Annotated in this window: 21 protein-coding genes and 1 tRNA gene; 19 read left to right on the top strand and 3 right to left on the bottom strand. The window is 46.6% G+C overall.

The window, feature by feature from the left end; genetic code table 11:
- The first annotated feature begins 116 nt into the window (after positions 1-116).
- The 13 genes from HMPREF1548_RS27190 (at position 117) to HMPREF1548_RS27130 (ending at position 13990) form a co-directional block, all read left to right on the top strand.
- The gene (locus HMPREF1548_RS27190) at positions 117-920 is read left to right on the top strand and encodes a hypothetical protein (protein ID WP_051358494.1); all 804 of its coding nucleotides are present in this window, start codon (positions 117-119) and stop codon (positions 918-920) included.
- A gap of 189 nt (positions 921-1109) precedes the next feature.
- Positions 1110-1181, top strand: a tRNA-Asn gene (locus tag HMPREF1548_RS27185).
- An 88-nt stretch (positions 1182-1269) separates the two neighbouring features.
- Complete coding sequence (locus HMPREF1548_RS27180; protein ID WP_021640062.1) at positions 1270-2721, top strand: aminoacyl-histidine dipeptidase; 1452 nt, start codon at positions 1270-1272, stop codon at positions 2719-2721.
- 15 nt (positions 2722-2736) lie between these two features.
- Positions 2737-3771, top strand: coding sequence for a threonine aldolase family protein (locus tag HMPREF1548_RS27175; RefSeq protein ID WP_021640061.1), 1035 nt, complete (start codon positions 2737-2739; stop codon positions 3769-3771).
- Positions 3772-3970: 199 nt separating this feature from the next.
- Positions 3971-4291 carry a helix-turn-helix domain-containing protein gene (locus HMPREF1548_RS27170; RefSeq protein WP_021640060.1) on the top strand — a complete coding sequence of 107 codons (321 nt, stop codon included), beginning with the start codon at positions 3971-3973 and terminating at the stop codon, positions 4289-4291.
- 133 nt (positions 4292-4424) lie between these two features.
- On the top strand, positions 4425-5003 hold the full coding sequence (locus HMPREF1548_RS27165; protein ID WP_198168692.1) for an RNA polymerase sigma factor: 579 nt from the start codon (positions 4425-4427) through the stop codon (positions 5001-5003).
- Positions 5000-6037: a hypothetical protein gene (locus HMPREF1548_RS27160; RefSeq protein WP_021640058.1), complete on the top strand. Its 1038-nt coding sequence runs from the start codon at positions 5000-5002 to the stop codon at positions 6035-6037. The genes HMPREF1548_RS27165 and HMPREF1548_RS27160 overlap by 4 nt, the downstream gene beginning before the upstream one ends.
- A gap of 128 nt (positions 6038-6165) precedes the next feature.
- On the top strand, positions 6166-6651 hold the full coding sequence (locus tag HMPREF1548_RS27155; protein WP_021640057.1) for a hypothetical protein: 486 nt from the start codon (positions 6166-6168) through the stop codon (positions 6649-6651).
- 734 nt (positions 6652-7385) lie between these two features.
- Entirely contained in the window at positions 7386-8987 is a 1602-nt protein-coding gene (locus HMPREF1548_RS27150; protein ID WP_198168691.1) for a sensor histidine kinase, read from the top strand.
- Positions 8965-9990, top strand: coding sequence for a response regulator transcription factor (locus HMPREF1548_RS27145; RefSeq protein WP_035324208.1), 1026 nt, complete (start codon positions 8965-8967; stop codon positions 9988-9990). The genes HMPREF1548_RS27150 and HMPREF1548_RS27145 overlap by 23 nt, the downstream gene beginning before the upstream one ends.
- A 328-nt stretch (positions 9991-10318) precedes the next feature.
- Positions 10319-12046 (top strand): type 2 periplasmic-binding domain-containing protein, encoded by a 1728-nt coding sequence (locus tag HMPREF1548_RS27140; protein ID WP_021640054.1) that lies wholly within the window; start codon positions 10319-10321, stop codon positions 12044-12046.
- Between the two features lie 82 nt (positions 12047-12128).
- Positions 12129-13058 (top strand): ABC transporter permease, encoded by a 930-nt coding sequence (locus tag HMPREF1548_RS27135; protein ID WP_021640053.1) that lies wholly within the window; start codon positions 12129-12131, stop codon positions 13056-13058.
- Positions 13059-13105: 47 nt separating this feature from the next.
- Complete coding sequence (locus HMPREF1548_RS27130; protein WP_021640052.1) at positions 13106-13990, top strand: carbohydrate ABC transporter permease; 885 nt, start codon at positions 13106-13108, stop codon at positions 13988-13990.
- Between the two features lie 66 nt (positions 13991-14056).
- On the opposite strand, the gene HMPREF1548_RS27125 is transcribed toward HMPREF1548_RS27130, so the two are convergent.
- A complete protein-coding gene (locus HMPREF1548_RS27125) occupies positions 14057-14848 on the bottom strand; it encodes a sugar phosphate isomerase/epimerase family protein (RefSeq protein WP_021640051.1) in 792 nt (263 codons plus the stop codon).
- Positions 14849-15099: 251 nt separating this feature from the next.
- Here HMPREF1548_RS27125 and HMPREF1548_RS27120 point away from each other — a divergent pair, with 251 nt between their 5' ends.
- On the top strand, positions 15100-15810 hold the full coding sequence (locus tag HMPREF1548_RS27120; protein WP_035324279.1) for a 3'-5' exonuclease: 711 nt from the start codon (positions 15100-15102) through the stop codon (positions 15808-15810).
- Positions 15811-15847: 37 nt separating this feature from the next.
- On the opposite strand, the gene HMPREF1548_RS27115 is transcribed toward HMPREF1548_RS27120, so the two are convergent.
- Complete coding sequence (locus HMPREF1548_RS27115) at positions 15848-16678, bottom strand: ornithine carbamoyltransferase (RefSeq protein ID WP_021640049.1); 831 nt, start codon at positions 16676-16678, stop codon at positions 15848-15850.
- A gap of 379 nt (positions 16679-17057) precedes the next feature.
- Here HMPREF1548_RS27115 and HMPREF1548_RS29730 point away from each other — a divergent pair, with 379 nt between their 5' ends.
- The 5 genes from HMPREF1548_RS29730 (at position 17058) to HMPREF1548_RS27090 (ending at position 23213) form a co-directional block, all read left to right on the top strand.
- Entirely contained in the window at positions 17058-17174 is a 117-nt protein-coding gene (locus tag HMPREF1548_RS29730; protein WP_021640048.1) for a 2-dehydropantoate 2-reductase N-terminal domain-containing protein, read from the top strand.
- Between the two features lie 443 nt (positions 17175-17617).
- On the top strand, positions 17618-19288 hold the full coding sequence (locus HMPREF1548_RS27105; RefSeq protein ID WP_021640045.1) for a DUF5597 domain-containing protein: 1671 nt from the start codon (positions 17618-17620) through the stop codon (positions 19286-19288).
- A 213-nt stretch (positions 19289-19501) separates the two neighbouring features.
- Positions 19502-20155 (top strand): GrpB family protein, encoded by a 654-nt coding sequence (locus HMPREF1548_RS27100; protein ID WP_021640044.1) that lies wholly within the window; start codon positions 19502-19504, stop codon positions 20153-20155.
- Between the two features lie 259 nt (positions 20156-20414).
- Positions 20415-20777 carry a BlaI/MecI/CopY family transcriptional regulator gene (locus tag HMPREF1548_RS27095; protein WP_035324206.1) on the top strand — a complete coding sequence of 121 codons (363 nt, stop codon included), beginning with the start codon at positions 20415-20417 and terminating at the stop codon, positions 20775-20777.
- 12 nt (positions 20778-20789) lie between these two features.
- The gene (locus tag HMPREF1548_RS27090) at positions 20790-23213 is read left to right on the top strand and encodes a M56 family metallopeptidase (RefSeq protein WP_021640042.1); all 2424 of its coding nucleotides are present in this window, start codon (positions 20790-20792) and stop codon (positions 23211-23213) included.
- 276 nt (positions 23214-23489) lie between these two features.
- Here the strand turns inward: HMPREF1548_RS27090 and HMPREF1548_RS27085 are convergent, their stop codons facing one another.
- A complete protein-coding gene (locus HMPREF1548_RS27085) occupies positions 23490-24425 on the bottom strand; it encodes a helix-turn-helix domain-containing protein (RefSeq protein WP_051358493.1) in 936 nt (311 codons plus the stop codon).
- Positions 24426-24618 lie beyond the last annotated feature (193 nt).

The following is a 24618-nucleotide window of genomic DNA, read 5'->3' as shown; positions in this document are numbered from 1 at the left end:
CATGGCTGCTCACGCATTGTTCTTTGAAAAAAGAAGCATCATATAATATCAGGTAACCTATTCCGTCAGGCTATGGTATAATGGCAGGTATGATAACAAAAACGGAGGGATACGGCATGGGAGAAATTATAGCGAGGCGGCAGTTCGATCCTCTTTATATCTGGCTGGATATTATTTTCCTGTTGATTTTCATGGGGCTTTTGCTTTATAAAAAGAAGTTTACGACGGTAGTGGTGGGGCTGATTTTCGGACTGGTTTATATGGCGGTGGATTATGGGATTTTCCACCTGCTGTGCCATGCGCGTTCCATTGAAAACGGCTACAGCCTTTTCTGGGTTCTGCTGTGGATGTCAATGAGCTTTGGTTTTACCAATTTTACATGGATATGGCTGTGGCTTTCCAAGGATAAAAATCTGCTGGAATGGTCCGTGCTGCTGATAGGCTGGTGGATCTGCTGCCCTTTGATTTCCACGGCGTTCGGCGGGGCGCAGCAGCCGGTGATCATCCAGCGGACAACGGGAGCCTACCACGGCTATATGGCTGCCATTCTCATCGTGGGCTATCTGGGGCTTGTCATATGGAACATTACAAGAAAGGAAGCTGCGTTAAAAGCGCCTGTCCTCTGGTTGCTGGGCATCGGAATCCTGGCACAGTTCGGTTGGGAAGCGGGGCTTTTAATCGGTGGCGTACGCAGCGCGGGATTTGAGACGCTGGAGGCAAAGCTGGCTACGCTTGTGGTGAATTCCCTGCTGGAAACCAATCTGGGAATGCCCTATATTTATATGATTTTCATCGCCTTTTCCGCAAAATTTACAGAGCAGGGAAAACGGAGAGAGCCCTGCCTGACCTTTCAGGAGCGTATCCGTGAGAGCAACAGGGAACGGGTTTGGCGGGAGGATGGACGCGGCGAAACTATGTAGAGCCTGTCCGTACGGGACGGAGGAAAAAGAGGCCGGGAAGCAGGGATGCGGTGGCCGAAGCCCTGATGGGGTGAGGGCTGCAAATGATTTCAAAGAAAACCGGGAAAAAGTGAATATCTTCTATTGACAAGGGGAATACTGGAAACTATAATCATATCTAGTGAGAGAAATCACTGATTAATTTCATAGTCCTCGATAGCTCAATGGTAGAGCACTCGGCTGTTAACCGAGTTGTTGTAGGTTCGAGCCCTACTCGGGGAGTTGTTAAGCGGTTTGATAGACTTCTATCAGGCCGCTTTATAGGTTTGAGGTATTACACAAGGAAACATATAAAAGGAGTAAAGAGAGTATGGGCAAAATTAGTCAGCTTGAGCCAAAGGAAGTCTTTCATTTTTTTGAGGAAATCTGTCAGATACCTCACGGTTCGGGAAATGTGGAGCAAATAAGCGATTATCTTGTGGATTTTGCGAAGGCAAGGAATCTTGAGTATGTACAGGATGAGCTGAAAAATGTGGTCATCATTAAGGAAGCTTCGGCAGGCTATGAATCGCAGGAGCCGATCCTTCTCCAGGGGCATATGGATATGGTTGCGGTGAAAAAGCCCGGCTGTACCAGGGATATGACAAAGGAAGGGCTGGATCTGGAGGTGGATGGAGATTATCTTCTGGCGCGGGATACCACGCTGGGAGGCGACGACGGAATCGCGGTGGCTTATGCGCTGGCCATTCTGGATTCCGACAGCTGCGAGCATCCCCGTCTGGAGGTTATCATAACCGTGGACGAGGAAACCGGCATGGAAGGGGCGAATGGAATTGATCTTTCCATGTGCAGGGGCCGCAGGATGCTGAACCTGGACAACGAAGAAGAAGGCGTACTGCTTACCAGCTGTGCAGGCGGCGCAAGGGTCCACGGCAGGGTTAAAGTGGAGACACAGAAGCTGCAGGGCTATCGGTACCAGGTAGGCGTGGAAGGCCTGCTGGGAGGCCATTCCGGTGCGGAGATTGACAAAGGAAGGGCTAATGCCAATGCCATGCTGGGAAGGCTGATCCATTTTTGCAGAAAAAACGGAGATTTCCGTTTTATGGACATGACCGGCGGCAGTGCGGACAATGCGATCCCTTCCTCTTCCCATGCACAGATTTTTGCCCGTGAGGAGGAGTGTGCGGCACTGGAGGAAAGCCTGAAGTCCTTTGAAGAGATTCTGCGCAGGGAATTTTCCGTTACGGATCCCGGTATTTCAATTACTGTGGCAGGAAAAGAACAGGGCGAATGGGAGGCTTTTACAAAGGAAAGCACTGAAAAAGCAGAAATGCTCCTTTTCATGATGCCCAATGGAATCCAGGCCATGAGCGCGGATATTAAAGGGCTGGTACAGACCTCGCTGAATCTGGGCATCCTGAAAATGGCGGATGGCGTTCTGGAACTGGATTATTCCGTCCGCAGCTCTGTCATGAGCGAAAAACAGATGATTATAGACAAGGTATGCCTGCTTCTGGAATCCCAGGGCGGCACCTATGAGATTTCCGGGGATTATCCGGCATGGGAATACCGTCAGGATTCCGCCCTTCGTGATAAAATGGTGGAAATCTATGAAGAGATGTATGGGAAAAAGCCCAGAATCGAAGCCATTCATGCCGGCCTGGAATGCGGCATCCTGGCGGGCAAGCTGCCTGGCCTGGATTGTGTATCCATCGGCCCGGATATGAAGGATATCCATACGCCTGAGGAACGGCTGAGCATTTCTTCCACCAAACGGGTATGGGATTATGTGCTGGCAGTCCTGAAGAAAAAAGACAATTAAGGAGTTACAATACAAATGATTTTATTTCAATGCGATTACAATGAAGGCGCTCATCCGAAGGTGATGGAAAAAATGCTGGAAACCAATATGGAGCAGACTCCCGGCTACGGTGAGGATGCCCATTGCCGGCATGCGGCGGAGCTGATCAGAAAGGCCTGCGGTGACGATACTCTGGCGGTACATTTCCTGGTAGGCGGCACACAGGCGAATATGACGGTTATAGATGCGGCTCTTCGCTCCCATCAGGGGGTGGTTTCCGCACAGAGCGGACATATCAATGTACATGAAACCGGGGCGGTGGAATCACTGGGACATAAGGTGCTTTCTGTCCCGCACAAGGACGGCAAGCTGGATGCCGGCCAGGTGGAGCAGCTGTATCTTGCCCATATCAATGATGATTCCTTTGAGCATACGGTGCAGCCGAAAATGGTTTACATATCCAATCCTACGGAATACGGGACACTTTATAGCAGGAAGGAAATTGAGGATTTAAGCAGCGTCTGCAGAAAATACGGACTGTATCTGTTTATGGACGGGGCAAGGCTGGGCTACGGTCTGGCGGCGCCGGACAATGAGCTGGATCTTCCTTTCCTTTCGCAGCATTGTGATGTTTTTTACATTGGAGGCACCAAGGTGGGCGCCCTGTTCGGGGAAGCGGTGGTGATAGCCAATGAAGAACTGAAAAAGGATTTCCGCTATTTTATCAAACAGAAGGGTGGAATGCTGGCAAAGGGCCGTCTGCTGGGAATCCAGTTTGAGACGCTGTTTGAGGATAATCTTTATATGGAAATTTCAAAGAATGCGATTCGCCTGGCCGAAAAGCTGCGCAGCGCGTTTCTGGAAAAAGGCTATCCTATGCTGGTGGAGAACAGGACAAATCAGATTTTCCCCATAATTCCGGATGCGGTTCTGGAAAAGCTGGGAGAAAAATATGGATATTGCTATCAGGAGCGTGTGGATGAAACTCACAGCGCGGTAAGATTCTGTACCAGTTGGGCTACTCTGGAAGAAAACGTAGATGAGCTGATAGAGGATTTAAAGAACTTCTGACAATCCGGACTGCGGCAGAGTTTTTCGGGAAGGGAGAGGATAACGCTCCCTTCTCTTTTTTTAATACAATTAAAGGAGAAATCATAATTTATAGTAGTTTTTTCATGACAAATACAAATATATAGTTGCTAAAAAGCCATTCTTAATCACAGTATCATAATAACGTACCTTAGGAAAAAACTGGAAATGGAGAATCGGAATGGCGGCAACACTTGTATTGGTTGAAATCGGAGAACGTCTGCGCAGGCAGAGAAAGAAACTGAAGATGACGCAGGAAGATACAGCGGAGCTTCTGGAAATGTCCACGACTTTTTATGGAGAGATTGAACGTGGAAATAAAAGGCTTTCCATAGAAAAAATTTTGCTGGTTTATGAAAGAATGGGACTGGATCCTACGTATCTTTTAACAGGAGAACTGACTTCTGATAAAACAGTGGTAGAGATTTTCAAGGATTGTCCCAAGGATAAGACACAGGTCCTGGAGCAGATTCTTGAAAATCTGACAAAATTGTATAAATAGTGCAGGCACTTACATGCGGCTGCGGACAGGGTGTTCTGTGTCTTCCAGGAAAAACGGGACAGGCAGGGGCGGGGGGATGGCCATATGTATGGCGCTTCAGGAAAGAAGACCATTTGACCTGAAAGAAGGTAATATGACGAAAGAGGATAGAGGGCCAATGGAGGATAGCAAAAAGTTTTTCGAAGAACTGTATAATGAAGAGTTCGATGAGATAGTAAGGTATGTCCGCCGAATGCTCACCGACAGCAACGCGGTTGAGGATGTTGCGCAGGAGACCTTCTATGAATTCTACAGAAAGCGGAAGGAACTGGTGAATCATCCGAATATCCACGGTTGGCTCCGCATCACCGCCAAAAACAAGGTGATGAAGTGGGAGGAAAAACAGAGAAAGTACAGTCTTGATTTTGATTTCCTTCTGGATAATGCTACGTTGGGAAACGGGAGCAGGGTGGATGATTTCAAGATGGTGGAGGCCTATTCCACTGTCGGTGAGATCCTGTCGGAGGAAGAGCTGGAGCTTCTCCGGTGCTATTATGAATATGGGTATACATCGCAGGAAATGGCGAAGAAGCTGGGGATTACCGAGAACTGTTTTAAGGTCAGGATTTTGAGAATGAAGCAGAAAATACGCGGCAGTATGCTTCTGCCGTTTTTATTCAGTGTCTGCAATCTTACATTTCAGCTGATTACTTCCATAGGAGACAAGTTATGACACAGGGAAAAGGGAAACGTGATGAAAAGTTAATTGAGGAACTGTATGAAAAGCTGTACTGGTACACCTATGAGGCCAGCGAGGAGGAATTTGACGATAAAGAGGTGGACGCTATCGTAAGGCTTCTTGATGTGCTTGATCCGAAGGAGGATGATCCGAAGTTTCCCTCGGATCCGGAGGCGGCGTTTGAGAGGTTTAAGAGCCGGTATGGGCTGGAGGAGGAGTTTGCGGAGGCGGACGCGGAAGCCGAAGAGGCGGCGTCCGGTAGCGGCATGGGTATGGCGGCGGCCGCAGATGCAGATGTAAATGCAGAAGCTGCGGGCGGCGGTGAGGAGGAAGCTGCGGTTCGTTTTGGCGGGACGGACAGTATTGTGTTGGATGTGGAGCCTGGAGCTGACAGTGAGCCGGATAATGGCGATGTTATGGAATCCAGGGAAAATGGTAAGAAGAACGGAGTGAAGTGGAGGAGGAGGCTGGTTCGGATCGCTACCGGTGCGGCGGCCTGCCTGGTTTTGATGTTGTCGGTGAATTTCGGGAGTTATGCTTTGAAGAAGAAATCGTTCTTTGAGGTGGTTAGGGACGAGGTTGGGCGGACGAAGGTTACGGTTACTGGGAATGTGGATGGGATTGATGATGCGAGTGGATCTGCTGTATATTATAGTGGATGGAATGAAATAGAGAGTATAGTTGGTAAGCAACTATTAAAGCCACAGTATATGCCAGAAAACTTTAAAATGGAAAATATATGTATAGATAGTATGGAGTCTAAAAAAGCTATAATAGCGAGATATAATTATCAAGAACTTTATATACGAATAGAAATCGATATATATGAAAGAGATTATTCTGAGAACATATTGTCCTTTGACAGTGAATGGGAAAAAGTTGATGAATCAAATGATGGTAAGGTTCAGTATTATAAAAAGAACGAACAATTAGAGGCTTATTTTTTAGATGGTCAGGAGATTTATATTGTAAATACTAATGTAGATATAACAGAATTAAAACGAATCATTAATAATTTTAAATTATAATCATTACAAAAGGCAGCTATTATCCTTTAAAAGGGAGATAGCTGCTTTTTGTAACTTTTCTATAGATTGGTAGAATAATTATAAGAAGAATTCATTAGGAGGAAGTTTTTCGAAAGTAAGGAGAAAAGATGAAAAAAAGATTAAGAGTATTTATTTCATTAGTTTTGGTCGGAGTAGTATTAGCAAAACCAACTAATTTGGAGGCTTCAGATAGTAGCACTGATTTTATTGATATTCCTGTTGAACAAATCGATATTAAGGCATCTTCAGAAAATGAAACTACCGTTTTTGCAGAAGAATCCTTAGCCTCTTGTGATTTGGGCATTGGGATTAATAAGAATGGTGTAGGAGTTACATTTACTACTCGAGCAACTACAGAAGCAACAGAAATCGGTTGTAAAGATATTGTGCTTCAAGAAAAAACAACATTAGGTTGGAAGGATATTACAATAAGAGATCATTATACATATGATTCTGATTATTATATGGGATCGGTAGTATACTTGAAAGCTGAAGTTGGAAAAACCTATCGAGTATATTGTACTCATTATGCAATTATAAATGATGAGGAGTATACATTATACAATATTACTGATTCTATAGTATACAATTAATACTGAAGATGCTTCTTAATGAATTCTTGTTTTTATGCGATACAGCATTTATATATTAACTGTTAATTGTTAGGGAAATATGTAAATGCTGTATTACTTTGCGATAAGATGAAAATGTAATATTTTATATTATTTGTTTTGTATATTTGCACCATTAATATATTGTGGTGAAATTTATGCGTTTATCCTGAACATAGATAGAATAAGACTGTAGCAGCAAGGCTGCAGCAGGGATTGATTTCCCTCTGAAAATGTTCTATACTTTTATAGAATTTATAAAGAAATATAAAAAATTCCCATAAAAAGTTATAAAAGAATTGTTCTGAAAATTAGGAGAAATGAAAAAATAAAACACTGAAAAACAGTTAATCCGCTGTCAGTCGTCATATGAGATATATCGGTGTATCCGGCAGCAGGCATACCTCAATATGGTGAGAAAGAAAAGGTCTGTGTCGTAAACAGAGGGGATGGAGGGGGATATATTGCAGCGCAATGAGGGGAAACAGACATTTCATAAAATCAGGAACAGCAGTGAACCCCGATTCAGGAGCTTCTTGAAGGAAAACTTCTTAAAGGGGAGTTCTTTTAAGGAGCCCATCAAAAGGGGGAAATTTTTATCTGGAAACTCCTTAAAGGTTAGATTTTTACAAATCCTTATAGTAAGCATTCTTCTGTGCCTTATTCTTATTTTTATCGTAATCCGTTTTTCCTGGACGATCGCCCAGCGTTCCCGTGTGGAAAATTCACTCACCGCGGCGCTTCAGGATATTATCAGCCGTGTTGATTCCGAATATAATGAGATATTGCAGGTTTCACAAAACATGACTCCTACAGGACTGATTGGAGAAAAGTATGATTCCTTTCTTTCGGGAAGCATACAGTATGACAGAATTAATGATTATAGTTTATTTGCAAACAGCCTGAACATTGCAACCTTTGGAACCGAAAATATCCTGCTTTCAGTCTATTTTTCTGAGAAGGAACAGGATAACGGTTCTAATGAAATTATTTTTTCCAGTTTTCCGGTGTCCGAACATTTCGAACCAGAGGGCCTGCCGGTTCTCATTAAGACGGATGAGATAGTATTCCAGCCGGTACATGAAACGTATAATAATATTCTGAATAAGGATGTGGTTTCAGTAATGCGGCCCATCGTGTTCAGTAACGGTTTGGAGGCTGTCATTTATCTGGAGGCGAAGACGGATGTGCTTTCTTCGCTGCGGAATAAATCGGAGCTGGAGAAAACAGCGTATGCTTTTCTTCAGCTGGATTCTGAGAACCGGGTAATCTACAGCAGTTCGGATAATTTTCCTGTAGGAACATCCGTTGCGGTAGATGATGAAGGAATGATTAATCAGAATCAATACATAGGTGTTGCGGAAAACAGCAGATATGGTTTTTCTTATGTCCTTTTGCTTCCATTTAATGAATATTCCCATCAGACCAATCAGTGGCTGATCTGGATTTTTATTGCAGTATTTATTTCTTTTGCAATTCTTGCCATTGTTACGTTTTCACAGATTTGGCTGCTATCCCGGCCTCTTAAAGCATTGGAAAATGAAATGGCATATTTCAGCGATGGTAATTTTGAAATATCGGAATACCACTTTAACCTGAAGGAATTTGATCATCTGTTTGAAGTGTTTAACCGGATGAAGCAGCAGATTAAGTCACTGATGGATAAAAACCAGCAGCAGATGAAGGAAAAGTCGTTGCTGGAGCTGGAAAAACTGAAATACCAAATCAATCCCCATTTTCTAATGAATGCACTGAATACGGTACGCTGGATGGCAATTGCAGAAAAGGCAGAGGATATTTCATCCTATGTGAACCGGCTGGGCTATATCCTGTCTTATTCGCTGGGAAAAATTGATTATGTAACGACCCTGCGCACTGAGCTGCGCGCTCTTGAAAATTATCTGGAGCTGCAGCAGACAACCTATGATTTTGACTATATTATGGATGTGGAGGAAGGAGATTACCTGGATCAGGAATGCGCGCGCTTCATTCTTCAGCCAATTGCGGAAAATTCCGTCTGCCATAATATGGACGAGTTCGGCCATCTGTGGGTAAAAGTGTGGCAGGAAGCGGATCAGATACATATTACGCTTACTGATGATGGAAAAGGGTTCGTGCTGACTCCGGAGAATGAGGTGGAAAATCCGGAAGAAAGCCGGAAAAATAAAGGAATAGGGCTTCGGTATCTGAAAATGACATTGGACGCAGTGTATGGGGAGCGGGCTAAGCTGCGGATTGAAAGCTCGGCCGGAAAAGGAACTGTGGTTAAAATTATTTTACCGAAGGGTGATGCTCATGTATCGAGTGCTGATTGTTGATGATGATAAACTGGCCAGGAAAGGGTTGATATCCATTGTTCCCTGGGAGGAGTGCGGTTTTACGGTTGTTGGGGATGTGGCCAATGGAGCGCTTGCCCTGGATTTCATTGAACAGAATGAAGTGGATCTTGCCGTTGTGGATCTGGCGATGCCGGTGCTGTGTGGGCTGGATTTTATACGAGAATGTAAGCTGAGAAGGCCGGAAATAAAATATGTGGTTCTGAGCTCGCATGAAAGCTTTGATTATATTCAAAAGGCGCTGCGGCTGGGTGTCTGTGACTATATCTCCAAGCTGCAGCTGGATCAGGAGGATTGTGCGGAAATCTTCCGGCGGATTGCTTCACAGATGGATTCCCGGGCGACGGCGGAAAGCTCTCCCAGAGAAAGCAAAAAAGAGCTTATTGATGGATTTTGTGATGAAATCAGTGCATTACACTGTATTTATAACAGGGAAGAAATGGAGGTCTTAAGGGAAAGGACGGCGGCCGCACAGCTGAATGAAATCGAACGTTACCGACTTTTACTGCATATGTTGCGTACTGTTTCCCAGAGCTTTGAGGTGCATCTTTCTGAGGATGATTTTGATTTTCATGATAGTCAGATGGAGTGGATGCCGCAAATGAGGGAGAAGCTGATTGACAGTATCCGCCGTCAGGAAAATAATCAGCGTATCGAGAGCCTTATACTGGTTGCTGCAGATTATATCCTGGAGCATCTGACCGAAAACGAATTAAAAACCGAAGATGCGGCGGATTCCATAAGCATGTCACGCAGCTATTTCTCTACCAGCTTTAAAAAATATACCGGTTTTTCCGTGAATGGTTTTATACGGAAGGAGAGAGTGGAGCTGGCAAAGAAAATGGTCAGGGAAAACTACAGCCTGTCCTTTTCTGAGGTGTCTTATCAGGTAGGCTACCGGGATGAAAAATATTTTGCAAAGGTATTCCAGCTCAGGGAAGGCATTACATTTTCTGAGTATAAGAGGGCGCTTTCTGATAAATAATGATTGGGTATATTGTACAGTATTTTGCCGGGAAATAATAAACAGGGGTATTATGTTACAGCCTTACAGAGACGTTTGTTCGCAGTGGAAAGAACAAACGTCTCTGTTTTATATATTTGTTCTGTTTTTTTAGAAAATTATTTACAAATGACATATATGTCTATGCAATTGTTCTATAAAATGGGGGCGTTTGCTGGTTACGTATGGGTAAAATAAATAATAAAATAAAGACAGAAAAACAACAGTAACTTTATTTTACACAATAATGGAGAAAATCCTCTGCTCGTACAGAAGTCGTATTTTCTCCGCATAAACAGGGAGGTTTACAATGAAAAAGAAAAAACTTGTTTCCATGTTACTTGCAGGCGCAATGACATTTTCATTGCTTGCGGGCTGCGGTTCAAAGCCAACAGATGCGGGAACTGCAGATGTTCCGGCTTCAGAGGTTGAGGGAGGTTCCGTATCGACAGAAACAGCCGGTTCACAGGAAGCCGCATTTCAGAAATTCCCGGAGGTTGTGGAGGTTCATATCGGGCAGGGCGTCAGTCCCACAGATACGCTGCCGGAAGGACTGAGCGTGGAGAATAACCAGTATACGGATTATCTGCTGGAGAATTTCAACATTAAGGTAGTAGTGGATTGGACTGCAGCCAGCGGCAACGATTATACACAGAAGGTGGCGCTTTGCATCGCCAGCAATACGCTGCCTGATGCAATGACAGTTTCCAGGGAGTATATGTTGAAGGCGGCAAGAAGTGGTCAGCTGTATGATATTACCGACCTGTTCCAGCAGATGCAGTCTCCTCAAGTGAAGGAGGTAATGGAATCTACGGGTGGAGAGGCAATCAAAGAAGCCAGCGTGGATGGCCGGCAGTATGCAATTCCAGCAACTGAAGTGGAGACAGCAGGAATACAGGTTATCAATATTCGCCAGGACTGGCTGAATGAATGTGGACTGGAAGCACCGAAAACATTGGATGATGTAGAGAATATAGCAAAAGTATTTGCGGAAAAGAAGCCTGCAGGCGAGGATACAATACCGATTGCCGGTCCTGATAAAAATACCAACTGTTATACAACTTTCCAGGAAACAGCGACTACTACAGGCGGTTTCGACGCCGTATTTTCAGCTAATGATTGTTATCCAGGTATCTTTTTGAAGGATGAGAACGGAAATGTGACTTATGGAACGGATAGCGCGGCAACGAGAGCAACCCTGGAACGTCTGGCCGACTGGTATCAAAAGGGATATATCGATCAGGAAATGGGGACAAGGGATTCTACAATCGAACTGATTAATTCCGGAAAGGTCGGAATGTTTTTTGGAGCCTGGTGGGTATCCGGTTACGGCATCGGGGATGCATACAGAAATGATCCCACGGCGAACTGGCAGGCATATCCCATTTATACGGATGATAATAAATATTATGTAAAGGCAGGCTCTGCCACCACTGGCTATTGTGTAATCAATAAAAATGCTTCTGAGGATGTGGCGAAAGCGGTTATTATTATGGCTAACGTATTGCTCAGAGACGAGAGCAAGTTTGATGTATCTGAGCAGCCCTTGGATTTCTGGCCGGTAAGAACGCTGATGGCTCCGGCGGATGAGTGTGAATATACCTATCACGAATTGATTAACGTACTGGATGGAAAAACTTCTCCCGAGGATTATCAGGGTATTTCCAGTGCATACAAGCTGCTGGCCAACGATGTTTCCGTGGTAAAGGATGTTGTTCCAGGCTATGAGAGTGGAAAACAGCTTTCTATTGAGGACTTCAGCATGGAGAACTTCGGTGATTTCCAGAGAATGTATTCCCTGCTTATCGGTGACAGGCCTTATGCCACCACGACTGTTGACAAGAAGACCCGCAGCTGTGTTTTCAGCCAGACACCAACTATGGAGAGCAAGTGGTCCAATCTTCTGTCTATGGAAAAGGAAATGGTTATGAAGGTAATCACTGGAAAATCCGATATCAGCGCTTATGATGAATTCATTAAAAAGTGGAAAGCGGAAGGCGGAGATACGATTCTGCAGGAAGTAGCCGAGCTTCAATAGGCTTTAAGAAGGATTGCAGCCCTGCTGTAATCCTTCCTTCTTTCAATCAGAAGCAATATAAATATTTACATGGAGGAATCTTATGAAAACTGCTCTTATGCATCTGCAAAAGCCTGGCAGGAAAAGAAAATCCACAACCTTTCTGAATTATAATATCATGGTGGGCGTTGGAATGCTCTGGCTGATTTTATTTAATATTGTTCCCATGATAGGCATTGTAATGGCTTTTGAAAATTATGATCCGGTAAAAGGTTTTTTCCGGTCTGATTTTATCGGCCTGGAAAATTTTCAATACCTCTTTTCTATGAGCGACAGTAAACGTGTTATAGTGAATACCGTAATTATTGCTGTATCAAAGCTTGTACTAAACGTAATTGTACCTCTTGCTTTTGCACTTCTTCTGAATGAAATAAGAAAAATGAAATTTAAGAAGATCGTTCAGACGGTGGTTTATCTGCCCCATTTCCTTTCATGGGTTATTCTGGCGAGTATTTTTCTGGAGCTGTTCAGCTTCCGGGGGGCTTTTAATACGATAGTGTCTGCTTTTGGCGTGGAGCCTAAGATTTGGTTTGCGGAAGAAAAATATTTCAGGCAGCTGGTTATTTTTTCTGATGTATGGAAGGAATTTGGATATAATGCGGTTATTTACCTGGCGGCTTTGACAGGCGTCAGCCAGGATCTGTATGAAGCCGCAGCCATAGACGGCTGCAGCAGGCTGAAGGCCGTGTGGCATATTACGCTGCCGGGAATTGCGCCGACGATCGTCGTGGTAGCTGTCCTGGGATTAGGGAATGTCCTGAATGCAGGTTTCGATCAGGTATTTAACCTGTACAGCCCACTTGTCTATTCCACGGGAGATATTCTGGATACCTGGGTTTACCGGATGGGATTATTGAATGTGCAGTTCTCACTGGCTACGGCAGCAGGCCTGTTTAAATCCGCAATCAGTTTTATCCTGATTGTGGTGTCCTATATCATTGCATACAAGGCTGCAGATTATAAAATTTTCTGAGTCCGTCGGTTCGCGAATACAATTTATATTTGTAAAGGAGAATACATATGATCCAAAGTAAATCAATAGGAAGCAGAATATTTAATGTATTTAACGTCATTCTTATGACGCTGCTGTCCGTTTCCTGTATTTATCCTCTCTGGTATGCCTTCTGTTTATCCGTTTCCAGTAAATCGGCTGCAAACTCCGGGTTGGTTACTTTTTATCCCGTGGGCTTTTCACTGGCTTCCTACCAGCAGATTATGGGGGATACGCAGTTCTTCCGTTCATTTCTGATATCCGTGGAAAGAACGGTCCTAGGCACAATTGTAACCATGCTGATACTGATTATTTTTGCCTATCCGTTATCTAAGCCGGCCTCAGAATACAGGCCTAAGAACGTGATTATGTGGATAGTCATTTTCTGTATGCTTTTTAACGGAGGGACCATTCCCTGGTATATCACCATGGTAAAATACGGACTGATTGATAATATATGGGGACTGGTATTGTGCGGCGGCCTGCCGGTTTTCAATTTGATTCTGCTGATTAATTTTTACAGGGGGATTCCGAAGGAGCTGATAGAAGCGGCACAGGTAGACGGTGCAGGGGAGTGGAGAATACTATTCCGGATCGTGGTTCCCTGTGCGATTCCTGTTCTTGCCACATTGATTCTGTTCACCAGCGTGGGCTACTGGAATGAATTTTTCCAGGGGCTTGTGCTTTCCAGCGGGGAACGGCATTATCCGCTGCAGACCTATATCAAGCAAATGGTGGTCAGCATACAGACGACCAATCTGTCTATGGATCAGATCGAGAAGATGGATAAACTTTCCAACAAATCTCTGGATGCGGCAAAAATCTTCATTGCAATGATACCCATGCTGGTCGTGTATCCTTTTTTACAGAAGTACTTTGTAAACGGTATTATGCTTGGTGCCGTGAAAGAATGACAAAAGCCTGCAGGATACAATTATTAGATATGGAAGCTCTGTCCGCTGTAAAGCGGCAGAGCTTTTTTAAGCATCCATAAGATGCGCTTTCATCCATTCCGCCGACCTTTCCAGCCCCTCCACGGTTTTCGTTTCCAGAACCAGGCGGGCATGGCATTGGAGGGCAAGATGCAGATACTTCTGCAGGGCGATTTCCCCGGCGCCAAGGGGAAGGTGATTTTTTCCCGCCGTGGCGTCGTGGAAATGAAAATGGTGCAGCCTGTCTCTGCGGCTGATTATTATCGGCTCATCCTTATGATTGATGCAGTAATCATGTCCGATATCAAAGGTCAGCGCGAATACGGTGCTTTCCAGCAGCAGATCCAGCGCCAGAAGCTGAAAATCCGTGTAGCCGCTGCTGTTTTCAATGCAGATTTTAAGGTTGGACGCTCCGACATTATTCTCGCAGGTTTCCCGGAAAAGCCGGATGCTCTGTAAATATTGCTCCCTGTATTGCTCGTACAGAAATATTTTCCTGTCGGGAAGCGTAAAATACACGCCTTCGGACAAATGCATATTAAGCACTGGGATATTCAGCCTGCGTGCAATACGGATTGTTTCCAATACCGTGCGGGTATAGGCTTGAGCGACAAACAGGTTGAAATCGCTGACATTCAGGTTTTCGTCCAAATGTATGGTAAAATAAATACCGTATCTCTTCGCAGCTGCTTCCAGTCTGTCAGTATCTAAGCTGACAGTCTGGTATTGGGGGAGATTCATATTCAGCTCCACAAACTGAAGCCCAAGCTTAGAACATAGTGCGGCACAGTCTTCAATTTCGGGTAACTCGATGAGCGTTGGCATGCCTATATCAATCATAATTCCACCTTGCCGGACAAAAGCCGCTTTCCTGTTTTCTTTTCATTGTATCAAAAAGCAGGGAAAAATACAGCAGCTATGGTGAAAGCTCTTTTTGAGAAAAAATAAGCCGTACCAGAACCGCTTGAGGTAGAATAATTAACAAAAATATTTTATAATGAATGCGGATGGTAATTTTCGAAGATAAAGCTTATCCGGCCTGTGGCCGCAGCGGTTGCGGTGCCGAAAAGGAAAGGAATACGGCAGAGGACATGTTAAAATCATATATTGCTTTTGACCTGGAAACCACAGGTCTGAGCCCGGAGACCAATGAAATTATTGAAATCGGCGCGCTGAAAGTGCAGGACGGGAAGGTTCAGGAACGATTTATGGAATTCATAATGCCGCGCGAGCCTATTTCCGCAAGAATCACGGAGATTACCGGAATTACCAATGAGATGGTGGCCGACGCCCGCAGACGGGAGGAGGTGATTCCTGCGTTTCTGGATTTCTGTGGGAATGAAGTGCTGGTGGGGCATAATATTATTTTTGATTACAGCTTTATGAAAAACCAGGCGGAGCTTTTGGGGCCGTCTTTTGAGAAGCAGGGGATTGATACCCTGAAAATTGCCCGGCGCGTCCATAAAAATATGGAATCGAAAAGCCTGGAGGCCCTGTGCGCCCATTATGAGATAGACAATAAGGCGGCACACCGGGCATATCATGATGCTTTGGCAACGGCAAAGCTGTATCAGACGCTTGCTCATTATTTTGAAGAAAGAGAACCTCGGGTTTTTAAACCGGCGCCCCTGAACTGCAGCGGGAAGGGGAGGACGGAGTTCCCCGCCAGCCCGAAGCAGGTGGCATTCCTGGCGAGGCTGGCGGCACAGAAAAAGATAAAAATCAACTGGAATCCGGAAACGCTGACGAAAAGCGAGGCTTCCCGGCTGATAGAGCTTATTTTGTCGGGAGGGCAGCCGTAATCCGGAAAGTACAGACTGTTTTGGCGCGGGGAGAGGATTACCTTGTGAGGCAGTAAATGAGGATGGCCTGCTGTACCTCAAGCAGGTGTTTCTTAAATTCATAGCCCACGAAGTATTCGGAGTCCAGGGCGTCGGCGGAGACTTCCCTGCCCCGGGAAAAGGGAGGACAGGGATTGAGCAGGGCGCCTTTGTTGGCCATTTCCATAACTGCCCTGGTTACCTGGCAGTTTTTGAAGGCCGCGGGAGCATCCGGGGGCAGGGAATCCGTACATATGATGTCTTTTCCCCGGATGGCCTCCGTAATAGTATCAAAGGCTGTAATGTGCTCCATTTCCCAGCCCTTTGGACAGCACTGCGATAAATCAAAGCCCATGACAAGTGAGGCTTCCTTCCATGCCAGGCCGATGTTGCCGTTTTCACCGCAGAACAGGTAGCTGTCTTTTAGGAAATCTTTTCTCCGTTTGGAAAGGGCATACATATCTGCGATGATCTCGCAGGGATGGTTGCTGTCGGTCATGGCGTTGATCACGGGGATATTGGAATGCTGCGCCAGTTTTTCAAGGAGGCGGATATCCTTGTGCCTGACGATAAGGGCGTCGGCCCAAAGACTGAGATAGCCGCAGACATCCTGCAGCGCCTCTTTTTTATCCAGGGCTTCAGGCGGGAACAGGATGGGCTGGCCGCCCAGCAGGGAGATGCCTTTTTCAAAGGTAACTCTTGTGCGGATGCTTGTTTCGGGGAAAAACATGACAATACTTTTTCCCTTCAGGATATTTGCGTATTTTCCCTGCCGGATTTCATCTGCGATGTGAAAGATATCCATAATGTCCGTTGCTGTGTGGTCGGTAAGTCTTATCATGTGCTTCATGGCGGATTCCTCCTGTGATTGTGAGTTTAGCGGGCGGCGATATCATTGATAAAAGGGCGAAAGTTGCTAAGTGGCGGTATCGGAACAGAATGCCGGGCTTAGGGCCGGCTGTTTTGGAGGTTGGTAGTTGCTCCGTGTATTCAGCGGCCTGTCCCCACGGTCGATAATATTTGTACTATAGAAGATGTATCAGGCCTTGTCAAGGCGCGTGTCATTGATACATGGTATTCGCTTATTATTATGCTTGTAAACTGTCTCATCCCTTGTGCTGCAATGTATTATTCCTGCCAGTGTGTTACTCTTAGTTAGAACCAGCTAACATTATAGCCGGGAAAAGAGATTCACAGGCGGCTGTCAGGAGAAAGGGGGTGTATCCGGTATGAAAATTATGGTTATCGGTACAGGGGTTATCGGCAGTTATCTGTGCCATGTATTATGGGAAAATGGTCATGAGGTAACGGTGTTGGCACGCGGCGCAGGGAGGAGGGTGAGGTAATCTGTGTGCGTTTCGGTATCTCACATTTATCCTGCGGTTTTCTGCACAGCATGCCGGATGAAGGGACGAAAACTGTGTTTTCCAGCATTTTTACGGGAAAATATCAGCCGGTTTATGTTTCATATATGGATGGCTGGTATAAAGCCACCTGGCGTTTATCCTGCCGATATGCTATGTCTGCTATGCGCTGGACTGTAATCTGACGAAAATCAGGGGGAAACAGCTGGATCTTATGATGGATGCCGCAGGGGAGGGCTATGCAATGCTGGCGGCGCTGGGGGGCCTGTTTTGTCGGAGGGGAGTGAAAAGGTCTTTGCGCCGGGATGGGAGGAACTGCGGAGAGCACTGTAATAATGGGAAGTGGAGTTTGGTTAAGATGATTTAAAGAGATTGTAACGAAGATTGGGGGCCGTTGAAAGAGCGGCAGAAAAAGGAGGGGCAATATGAGACATTCATGTTTTACGGTTTCGGGGAAACCATTTTTTTCATTAGGAGGACAGGTACATAATTCTTCGTCCTATCCGATTGGAGGGATTGGGGAAGGAAAAGCAGGGGAGGATGCGGAAAGGTCGTTCCAAAGCGTCAGGGCAATCGGGGGAAATACGATAGCGGTCCCTGTGTGCTGGGATGCGTTTGAGCCGGAGGAGGGCGTGTATAATACCAGCTACGTCCATGCGATTATTGATGCTGTCCGCAGCCATGGACTGCATGGAATCCTGTTATGGTTCGGCACCTGGAAAAACGGGCAGATGGAATACACGCCGGCCTGGGTGAAGAAGGATCGGGAACGTTTTCCGAGGGTGCGGTGTAAGGACGGCACGGAAACCACGGTGCTTTCCCCTCACAGCAGGAATAACCTGGAAAAAGATGCGGAAGCTTTCTGTGAGCTGTTGAAGATTCTGAAAGATTATGATGAAAAAAGAGAAACCATTATAGCGGTTCAGGTGGAAAATGAACCGGGTATTTTTGCAGCGACCAGGAGGGATTTCAGTGAGCAGGGGACGGCTGCTTTTTCCAGGGAGGTGCCGGAGGCTATCAGGCTGCTGGCGCAGTCGCAGGATGCGGGCGCCATACATGAAAGCTGGCTGAAAAACGGCGGTGTCAGCACGGGAAGCTGGAAGGAAATGTTTGGCGCCTTCGGCGCAGAGCTTTGTACGGCATGGGCGATTGCTTCCTATATCGATGAAATCGCGGCCAGAGGGAAAGCGGTCAGGGATATTTTCATGTATACCAATGTGTGGATGGACAGGAACAGCATGCACGGCTGGAATCTGGCCGGGCTGGAATATCCCTGCGGAGGGGCGGTTTCCAAGTGCCTGCCGCTGTGGCAGTGTGTATGCGGCCATCTGGATGCCCTGTGCCCGGATATTTACGAGATGAACCCTGACACGGTACGCAAAGCCTATGACATTTATGACGGGAAGGAAAAAGGCTGGCCGCTTTATGTGCCGGAATCGGGGCTGACAAGCGTGAACGCTGCATGTATGTTTGGCGCGGTGGGTGAGCACAAGGCCGTTGGATATCATGTGTTCGGCATAGAAAGCTGTCTGGATGAGAGTGGGGAGCTGAAGGCTTCCGCTGTCCCGATCATGCATTCCTTTGCCATGCTGAAGGCGGCATCGGAGCTGTTGTATGATGGCAGGGTGCGGCAGACTGCTGTTTTCTGCCAGAGCCTGGGGCAGGACTCACAGTACATGGAAATCGCGGGCCGCAGATGCCGGGTTTCCTTTGCGGGTGTGGGAACAGATTATGCCGGCTGGGTGCCGCTTGATTACCATCATAACCGGGATTTGGAGGGGTTGAACCGTCTTCCGGCCAGCCTGGCTGAGGAGACGGCAAGAGGAATGCTGTTTTGTATGGCGGAGAATGAATTTTATCTGGTGGGGCATAAGGTAAGACTGTTTTTTACCGGTGCTGAGCCGGAGGACGGATCGATACCGGTTAACTGGCTGAACGGACAGCATCTGGCTCACAATATGGAGTTCCTTTGCCTGGAGGAAGGGCATTTTGAGGAGGGCCGTTTTGTGGTGGACAGAGTGAGGTCAGGGGATGAGGCGAGACATGGGATCTGGGCGCAGTATGACTGCGGAGTGGTGCATTTTATTTTAAATTAAAATTGTGCGGGATTGTGACAAAATGCAATTGAGGTTCTGCAGAATGCGTGATGATATAAATTTTTTGCCTTTATCGTTCTTGGGAAAATGACGGAATGATAATTTCCTTCGGAAATAACCGAAAACCGAAGTGGAAACTCCGGAACGGTTATGTTATGATTTAACCATCAAATCAACAGCGCGATTTTTTATCACAGACAAGGAGTGTCAGCTATGGCTAAGAAAGTATCTGAACTATCGGCGGACGAATTTAAGAAAACGTTCCCAATCATTTTAAAGGAGTACAATACAAGTTATAAGGACTGGTATGAAAGCGAGAAGAAAATTATTTTAGATGCTGTAAATGCCGAGGATGTTGTGCGGATGAACCATATTGGGAGCAGTGCTGTCGAAGGTGTCATAGCGAAACCTACAATAGATATGCTGCTTGAGATTGATGGCTGCTGTAATGTAACCAGGCTGGTTGATGCTTTAAAGGCGATTGGATATGGGGAGGCAATTTTTATCCGGTGGGATGACCCGATGAAATTACTGCTTGGGAAAGGCTATTCCATTGATGGGTATGAAGAAAGGGTTTTCCATCTCCATGTGAGATACCTGGGGAACTGGGATGAGTTATATTTTAGGGATTACCTGATTGCGCATCCTGATGTGGCGGCGGAATACGGGAAGCTGAAGGAAAATATACTGAGCGATATTGAAAGTGGGAAAATACGGCGCATTGTAGACGGAAGGCCCAACGGCTATTCGGAAGCGAAACTGAAGTTTGTTGAAAAGTATTCGAAGGCCGCAAAAGAGGAATTCCGGAATTGCTACAGCCCCAGGGCAATCCTTTCGCCTTCCGCTGACAGTACAGGAACGTATTGATTTTGGCAGTAAGAGTAAACGTATTGAAACTTTTGCAGATTTCGGTGAAAAGGCTTCGGATGGGAACGATGAATATGTAACAGGGCAAGGGGGATATCCTAAACGATATCCTCTTTGTTGTTATATAATGAATTATTAAAGGCCGGCAGTTTCTTCAGGTAAATACTTCAGAAACTGATTGACAAAGCAGGTCGGTGGTTATAGACTAAAGGAAAGAAGGTCTATAACCACCGACTTATTATATCAGGGAGGATTTTTTATGGAGTATCTGAAATTATGTGACAGTGATTATCGTTTTATGCTGATTGTATGGGAGAATGCGCCGGTGAATTCAGGAGAACTGGTAAAACTGTGCGCAGGTCAGCTGGGATGGAAAAAATCAACCACTTATACGGCAATAAAAAAGCTTTGTGATAAGGGCTATATTACCAATGAAAATGCGGTGGTTTCCGTTGTGATCCCAAGGGAGCGGGTACAGAAGGAGGAAACGGAATATTTTGTGGAGCGTACCTTTGGAGGCTCCCTGCCCCAGTTTGTGGCCGCTTTCCTTGGGGGGAAAACGCTTTCGGAAAAAGAAGCGGAAAGCATTAAGGCATTAATCGATGCACATAAAGAGGAATAGGAGGGATTGTTTATGGCAAGCGGATTGTTTTCACAGCTGATCTCCATGGGAATGACGGCATCCTGGGTGATCCTTGTGGTACTGGCCGTCCGGCTGTTGTTTCAAAGGCTGCGGCTTCCTAAGAAATACTCCTATTATCTGTGGGCGGTTCCGGCGCTCCGGCTGATATGCCCGGTTTCGGTTTCTTCCGCATTCAGCCTGTTTAATGTTGATTTTATCGGGCGGAAGGCTGCGGGGATTGCAGCGGCGGTGGAATGGCTTACCGCGGGAGGAAGTGCTGCGGGAGTTGCAAAGAGAGCCGGTGCCGGCCTGGCTTCCGGGGCGCAGGGAATGGCACAGGGGGCAGGAGCTGCGGCAAACGCATTAAACGCAGGGGGAACTGTGGCTGCGGGTACAGCCGGTGTGGATATAGCCGGCGCGGCAGGAAATTCCACCGGAAATATACCGGCCGGTGCGGCTGAAGGTATGATGCAGAAGGTTCTGGACGGCATCACAGGAGGAAGTGTGAGCGCGGCAGATTTGCTGCGTATAGCATCGTGGGTTTGGCTGGCCGGGCTGGCAACGATTCTTTTATACAGCCTGTTTTGCTGGCTGCGGCTCAGAAGGACGGTACATATGGCGGTCCGCCTTCAGGACAATGTTTATGAATGCGGCAATATCAGTTCACCCTTTGTCCTGGGGCTGTTTGGGCCAAGGATTTACCTTCCTTTCCGCCTGAGTGAACGGGAACGGGAGTATATTATCCGCCATGAAGAGTTTCATATCAGAAGAAAAGATGTTTACGTCAAGGCACTGGCATTTTTTCTGGCCGCCGTATACTGGTTCCATCCGTTTGTGTGGCTTGCTTTTTTCTGCATGGGGCGGGATATGGAGATGAGCTGTGATGAGCACGTTCTGGTGGAGATGGGAAGCGAAATCAAAAAGGATTACAGCCTTTCGCTGCTTTCCTTTGCATCCAACAGACGGCTGCATCCCGCCGGTCCCCTTTCTTTTGGGGAAAAGGATGCAAAAAGCCGCGTAAAAAATATCCTTGGTTTCCGTAAGCCAGGCGTATGGGCTGCCGTTGGAGGAACGCTTATGATTCTTGTTATCGCCGCCGTATGCCTGACCAATGGGACGGGCGGCGCGGATGGAGCGGGGACAGACAAAGCAGAAATAAACGGCACAGAAATAAACAGCGCAGGAATAAACGGAACGGAGGAAACGGCCGGAACCCCTGAAACGGCCGGAACTGTGAACTATACTGAGGATGGTCAGCCAGAGTCATCCATGTCACAGGAGGGGAGCCGGGAAGATACGGTACTGCCCGATATTCATGAGGTGATGGGCAGGGTATTTGAAAATTGCTGGAAGAGCCGGAGGATGCTTTCCTTTGGTGATGTGGTTCCGGAGGACGGGGATTATATGGTACGGCTGGCCGCAACAGAGGACGGGCTTTATGAGGCATACGGCTGTGTCAGCCCGGAATACGGTTATCGGGGCATTTACATGAATTTCCGTCTGGATGGAATGGACAACATTAATGAAGTGGATGCGGAGTGGGTGAATTTGTATGACGGCCCGAAGCTTTCTGCCGGGGATTATGACGGAGATGGAAGAGACGAGGCGGCGCTTGCTTTTTTGGTAGGAAGCGGAACGGGGCTGTATCTGGAAAAGCTCCTGGTATTTGAAACTTATGATACCGCGCATATGGATCCTTATGAGCTGAGCGGTGAAAAGCTGGAGGAGGAAATCGGCAGGCTGCTGGATTATCGTGTGGATACGGAAAAAAAGACCGTGGACATTACGGAGCGGGAAACCGGAAGGGTTATCTTTGGCGGATTATCATATAAGCTGGAGGATAATGAAGATGCAGGATTTGGGGGAGTCAGCTACGGCAGCCATATAAGATATGCGTTAGGAGATCAGATTTATCTCTATGTCGGTGTTGGTATTATGAACAGTGTTTTTCCCGAACCGGGTTATCCGGGAAAGGATGTGGCATTCCGGGTCATTTACGAGGACCCGGAAACTGCGGGGAAGGACTGCTTCAGGCTTGCAGATCCTGCGGAAGGCGTTTATGGTGTGAATACGGAAGCAAATGGGGAAGAAGCAGCTGGATTTGATGTGCGGGAGGTTCTGGTGCCGGTGGAAGAGGTGGCCGATATCCGGGTGACAAACGGAAATACCGGCACGGTTTTTATGGTGGGCACTCAGGAAGAGAAGAAGCAGATTCTGGAAGCCTACGCGGCGCTGGACATACGGCCTGGGGAAGCGTTGCAGCAAAGAATCGGGTATTCTTACCGGATACAGCTGCTGGATGCGGACGGAAATGTGCTGCAGAACGTGACGCCCTATAAGGATGCGGTTACGCTGGACGAAGAGATTTATGACGGAAGCATGAACCAGACCACAACGGCGCTGCTGCTGGCAGTATCGGCGGCACGGGAAGGATGAATATAAATTTCCGGGCGGCCGGGCTGTGCCAAAAAGCACGGGGAGGCCAGACCGGAGTGAAATGCTGCGGCACCTTGTCCGCCGGGCCGCGTGAAGGGCTGCGGCATCCCGCAGCTTAACCCTCACACTCAGCCCCGTACTGTGCGGGAGTCATCCTCCTATGCTTTTTAAAGGCGCTGAAGGCTGCTGTTTACAGGTATATATATATCGGAGGAATTCCTGCCGGAGCAGGAGATTGCGCCTGAGGTGATAAGGGAACTGGTAAAATAGGAAAAGTCAGGAAGGGGCTGCGTTGTAAATGCGCAGCCCTTCCTGTTCCACCACGAATTTCCGCCTTGTCGGGTTATTTTTACCGGCGTCAAAGCCCACGGGAAGAATTTCCGGAGGGATAATCGGTTCATAGTCAATATCGGAGAAATAGTTGCAGAAAGCGATTTCCACATACATAATGCGGCGGGCCTTTTCATCGGTCAGCGCATACAGGATGCCTGAGGAATCTCCTGAAGCGGATAAAACAGGGTAGTAGAAGCCCTCGGCCCCGTATACCTGATACCGTGTCTGATCCAAAGGCATGCCGCATTTTGTGGAAATTCGGTCCCGTTCCTTCTCATAGGCGTCTTCGTCATAGGTGACGTCCAGATAGATGACGTAATTGGGATCCCAGGGATTATAATATTCATAATAGAAATCATTTACATGGGCGCCCTCCGGGATCGACCGGGGGAAAATCCATTCCACCTTTCCATGTGGTGCAAAGGGATTATGGCGGGCATCGGGAACTGCCATATAGGTTTCATAATCTTCAATCCGTTCTGCCTTGTCTTTTTCCACAAAAAGATCAGTAACTAAAAAAAAGCATATGGCCATAAAGGCCAGCAGCTCAAACAGGAACATGCCCACAAATGCCAGAATAATGTCACGTCGCTGTTTCTTCTGCCTTGCCTTTACAAGCTGTACCGCCTCTTTTAAAGAGGTTTCCGCCTTTTCTTCTTCGGATTCGTTTACAGAGCTGTCTATAAAAAGCTCTGTCATTTTCATACCCAGAGCGTCGGCCAGCGGCTCCAGGTTGCTCATATCAGGAAAGCAGAGTCCGCGTTCCCATTTGGAAACGGCCTTGTCCGTAACATGAACTTGGGAGGCCAGTTCCTTCTGTGTCATTCCTTTTGCCATACGGGCATTTTTAATTTTGTTTCCCATGTCTTTCGGTTCCATTGTACCCTCCTTTGTCTGCTCCCTCATTATACGAAAGGGGGCTTAAAAATGCTACCGACTAAAAGTAGAATGGCGGAAAAGCTGTAATATCGGGTAATCTTAGAGAATCATAGAAAAAATCCCCTTTAAAATTGGCTGTATAAAAATAAACCAAATTGGATGTTGAACCAATAAAATTATACGTATAAAATAA

The organism is Clostridium sp. KLE 1755, assembly GCF_000466465.2.
In the GTDB taxonomy this organism is placed as follows: domain Bacteria; phylum Bacillota; class Clostridia; order Lachnospirales; family Lachnospiraceae; genus Eisenbergiella; species Eisenbergiella porci.
This window is presented reverse-complemented; position numbering and strand designations above follow the sequence as displayed.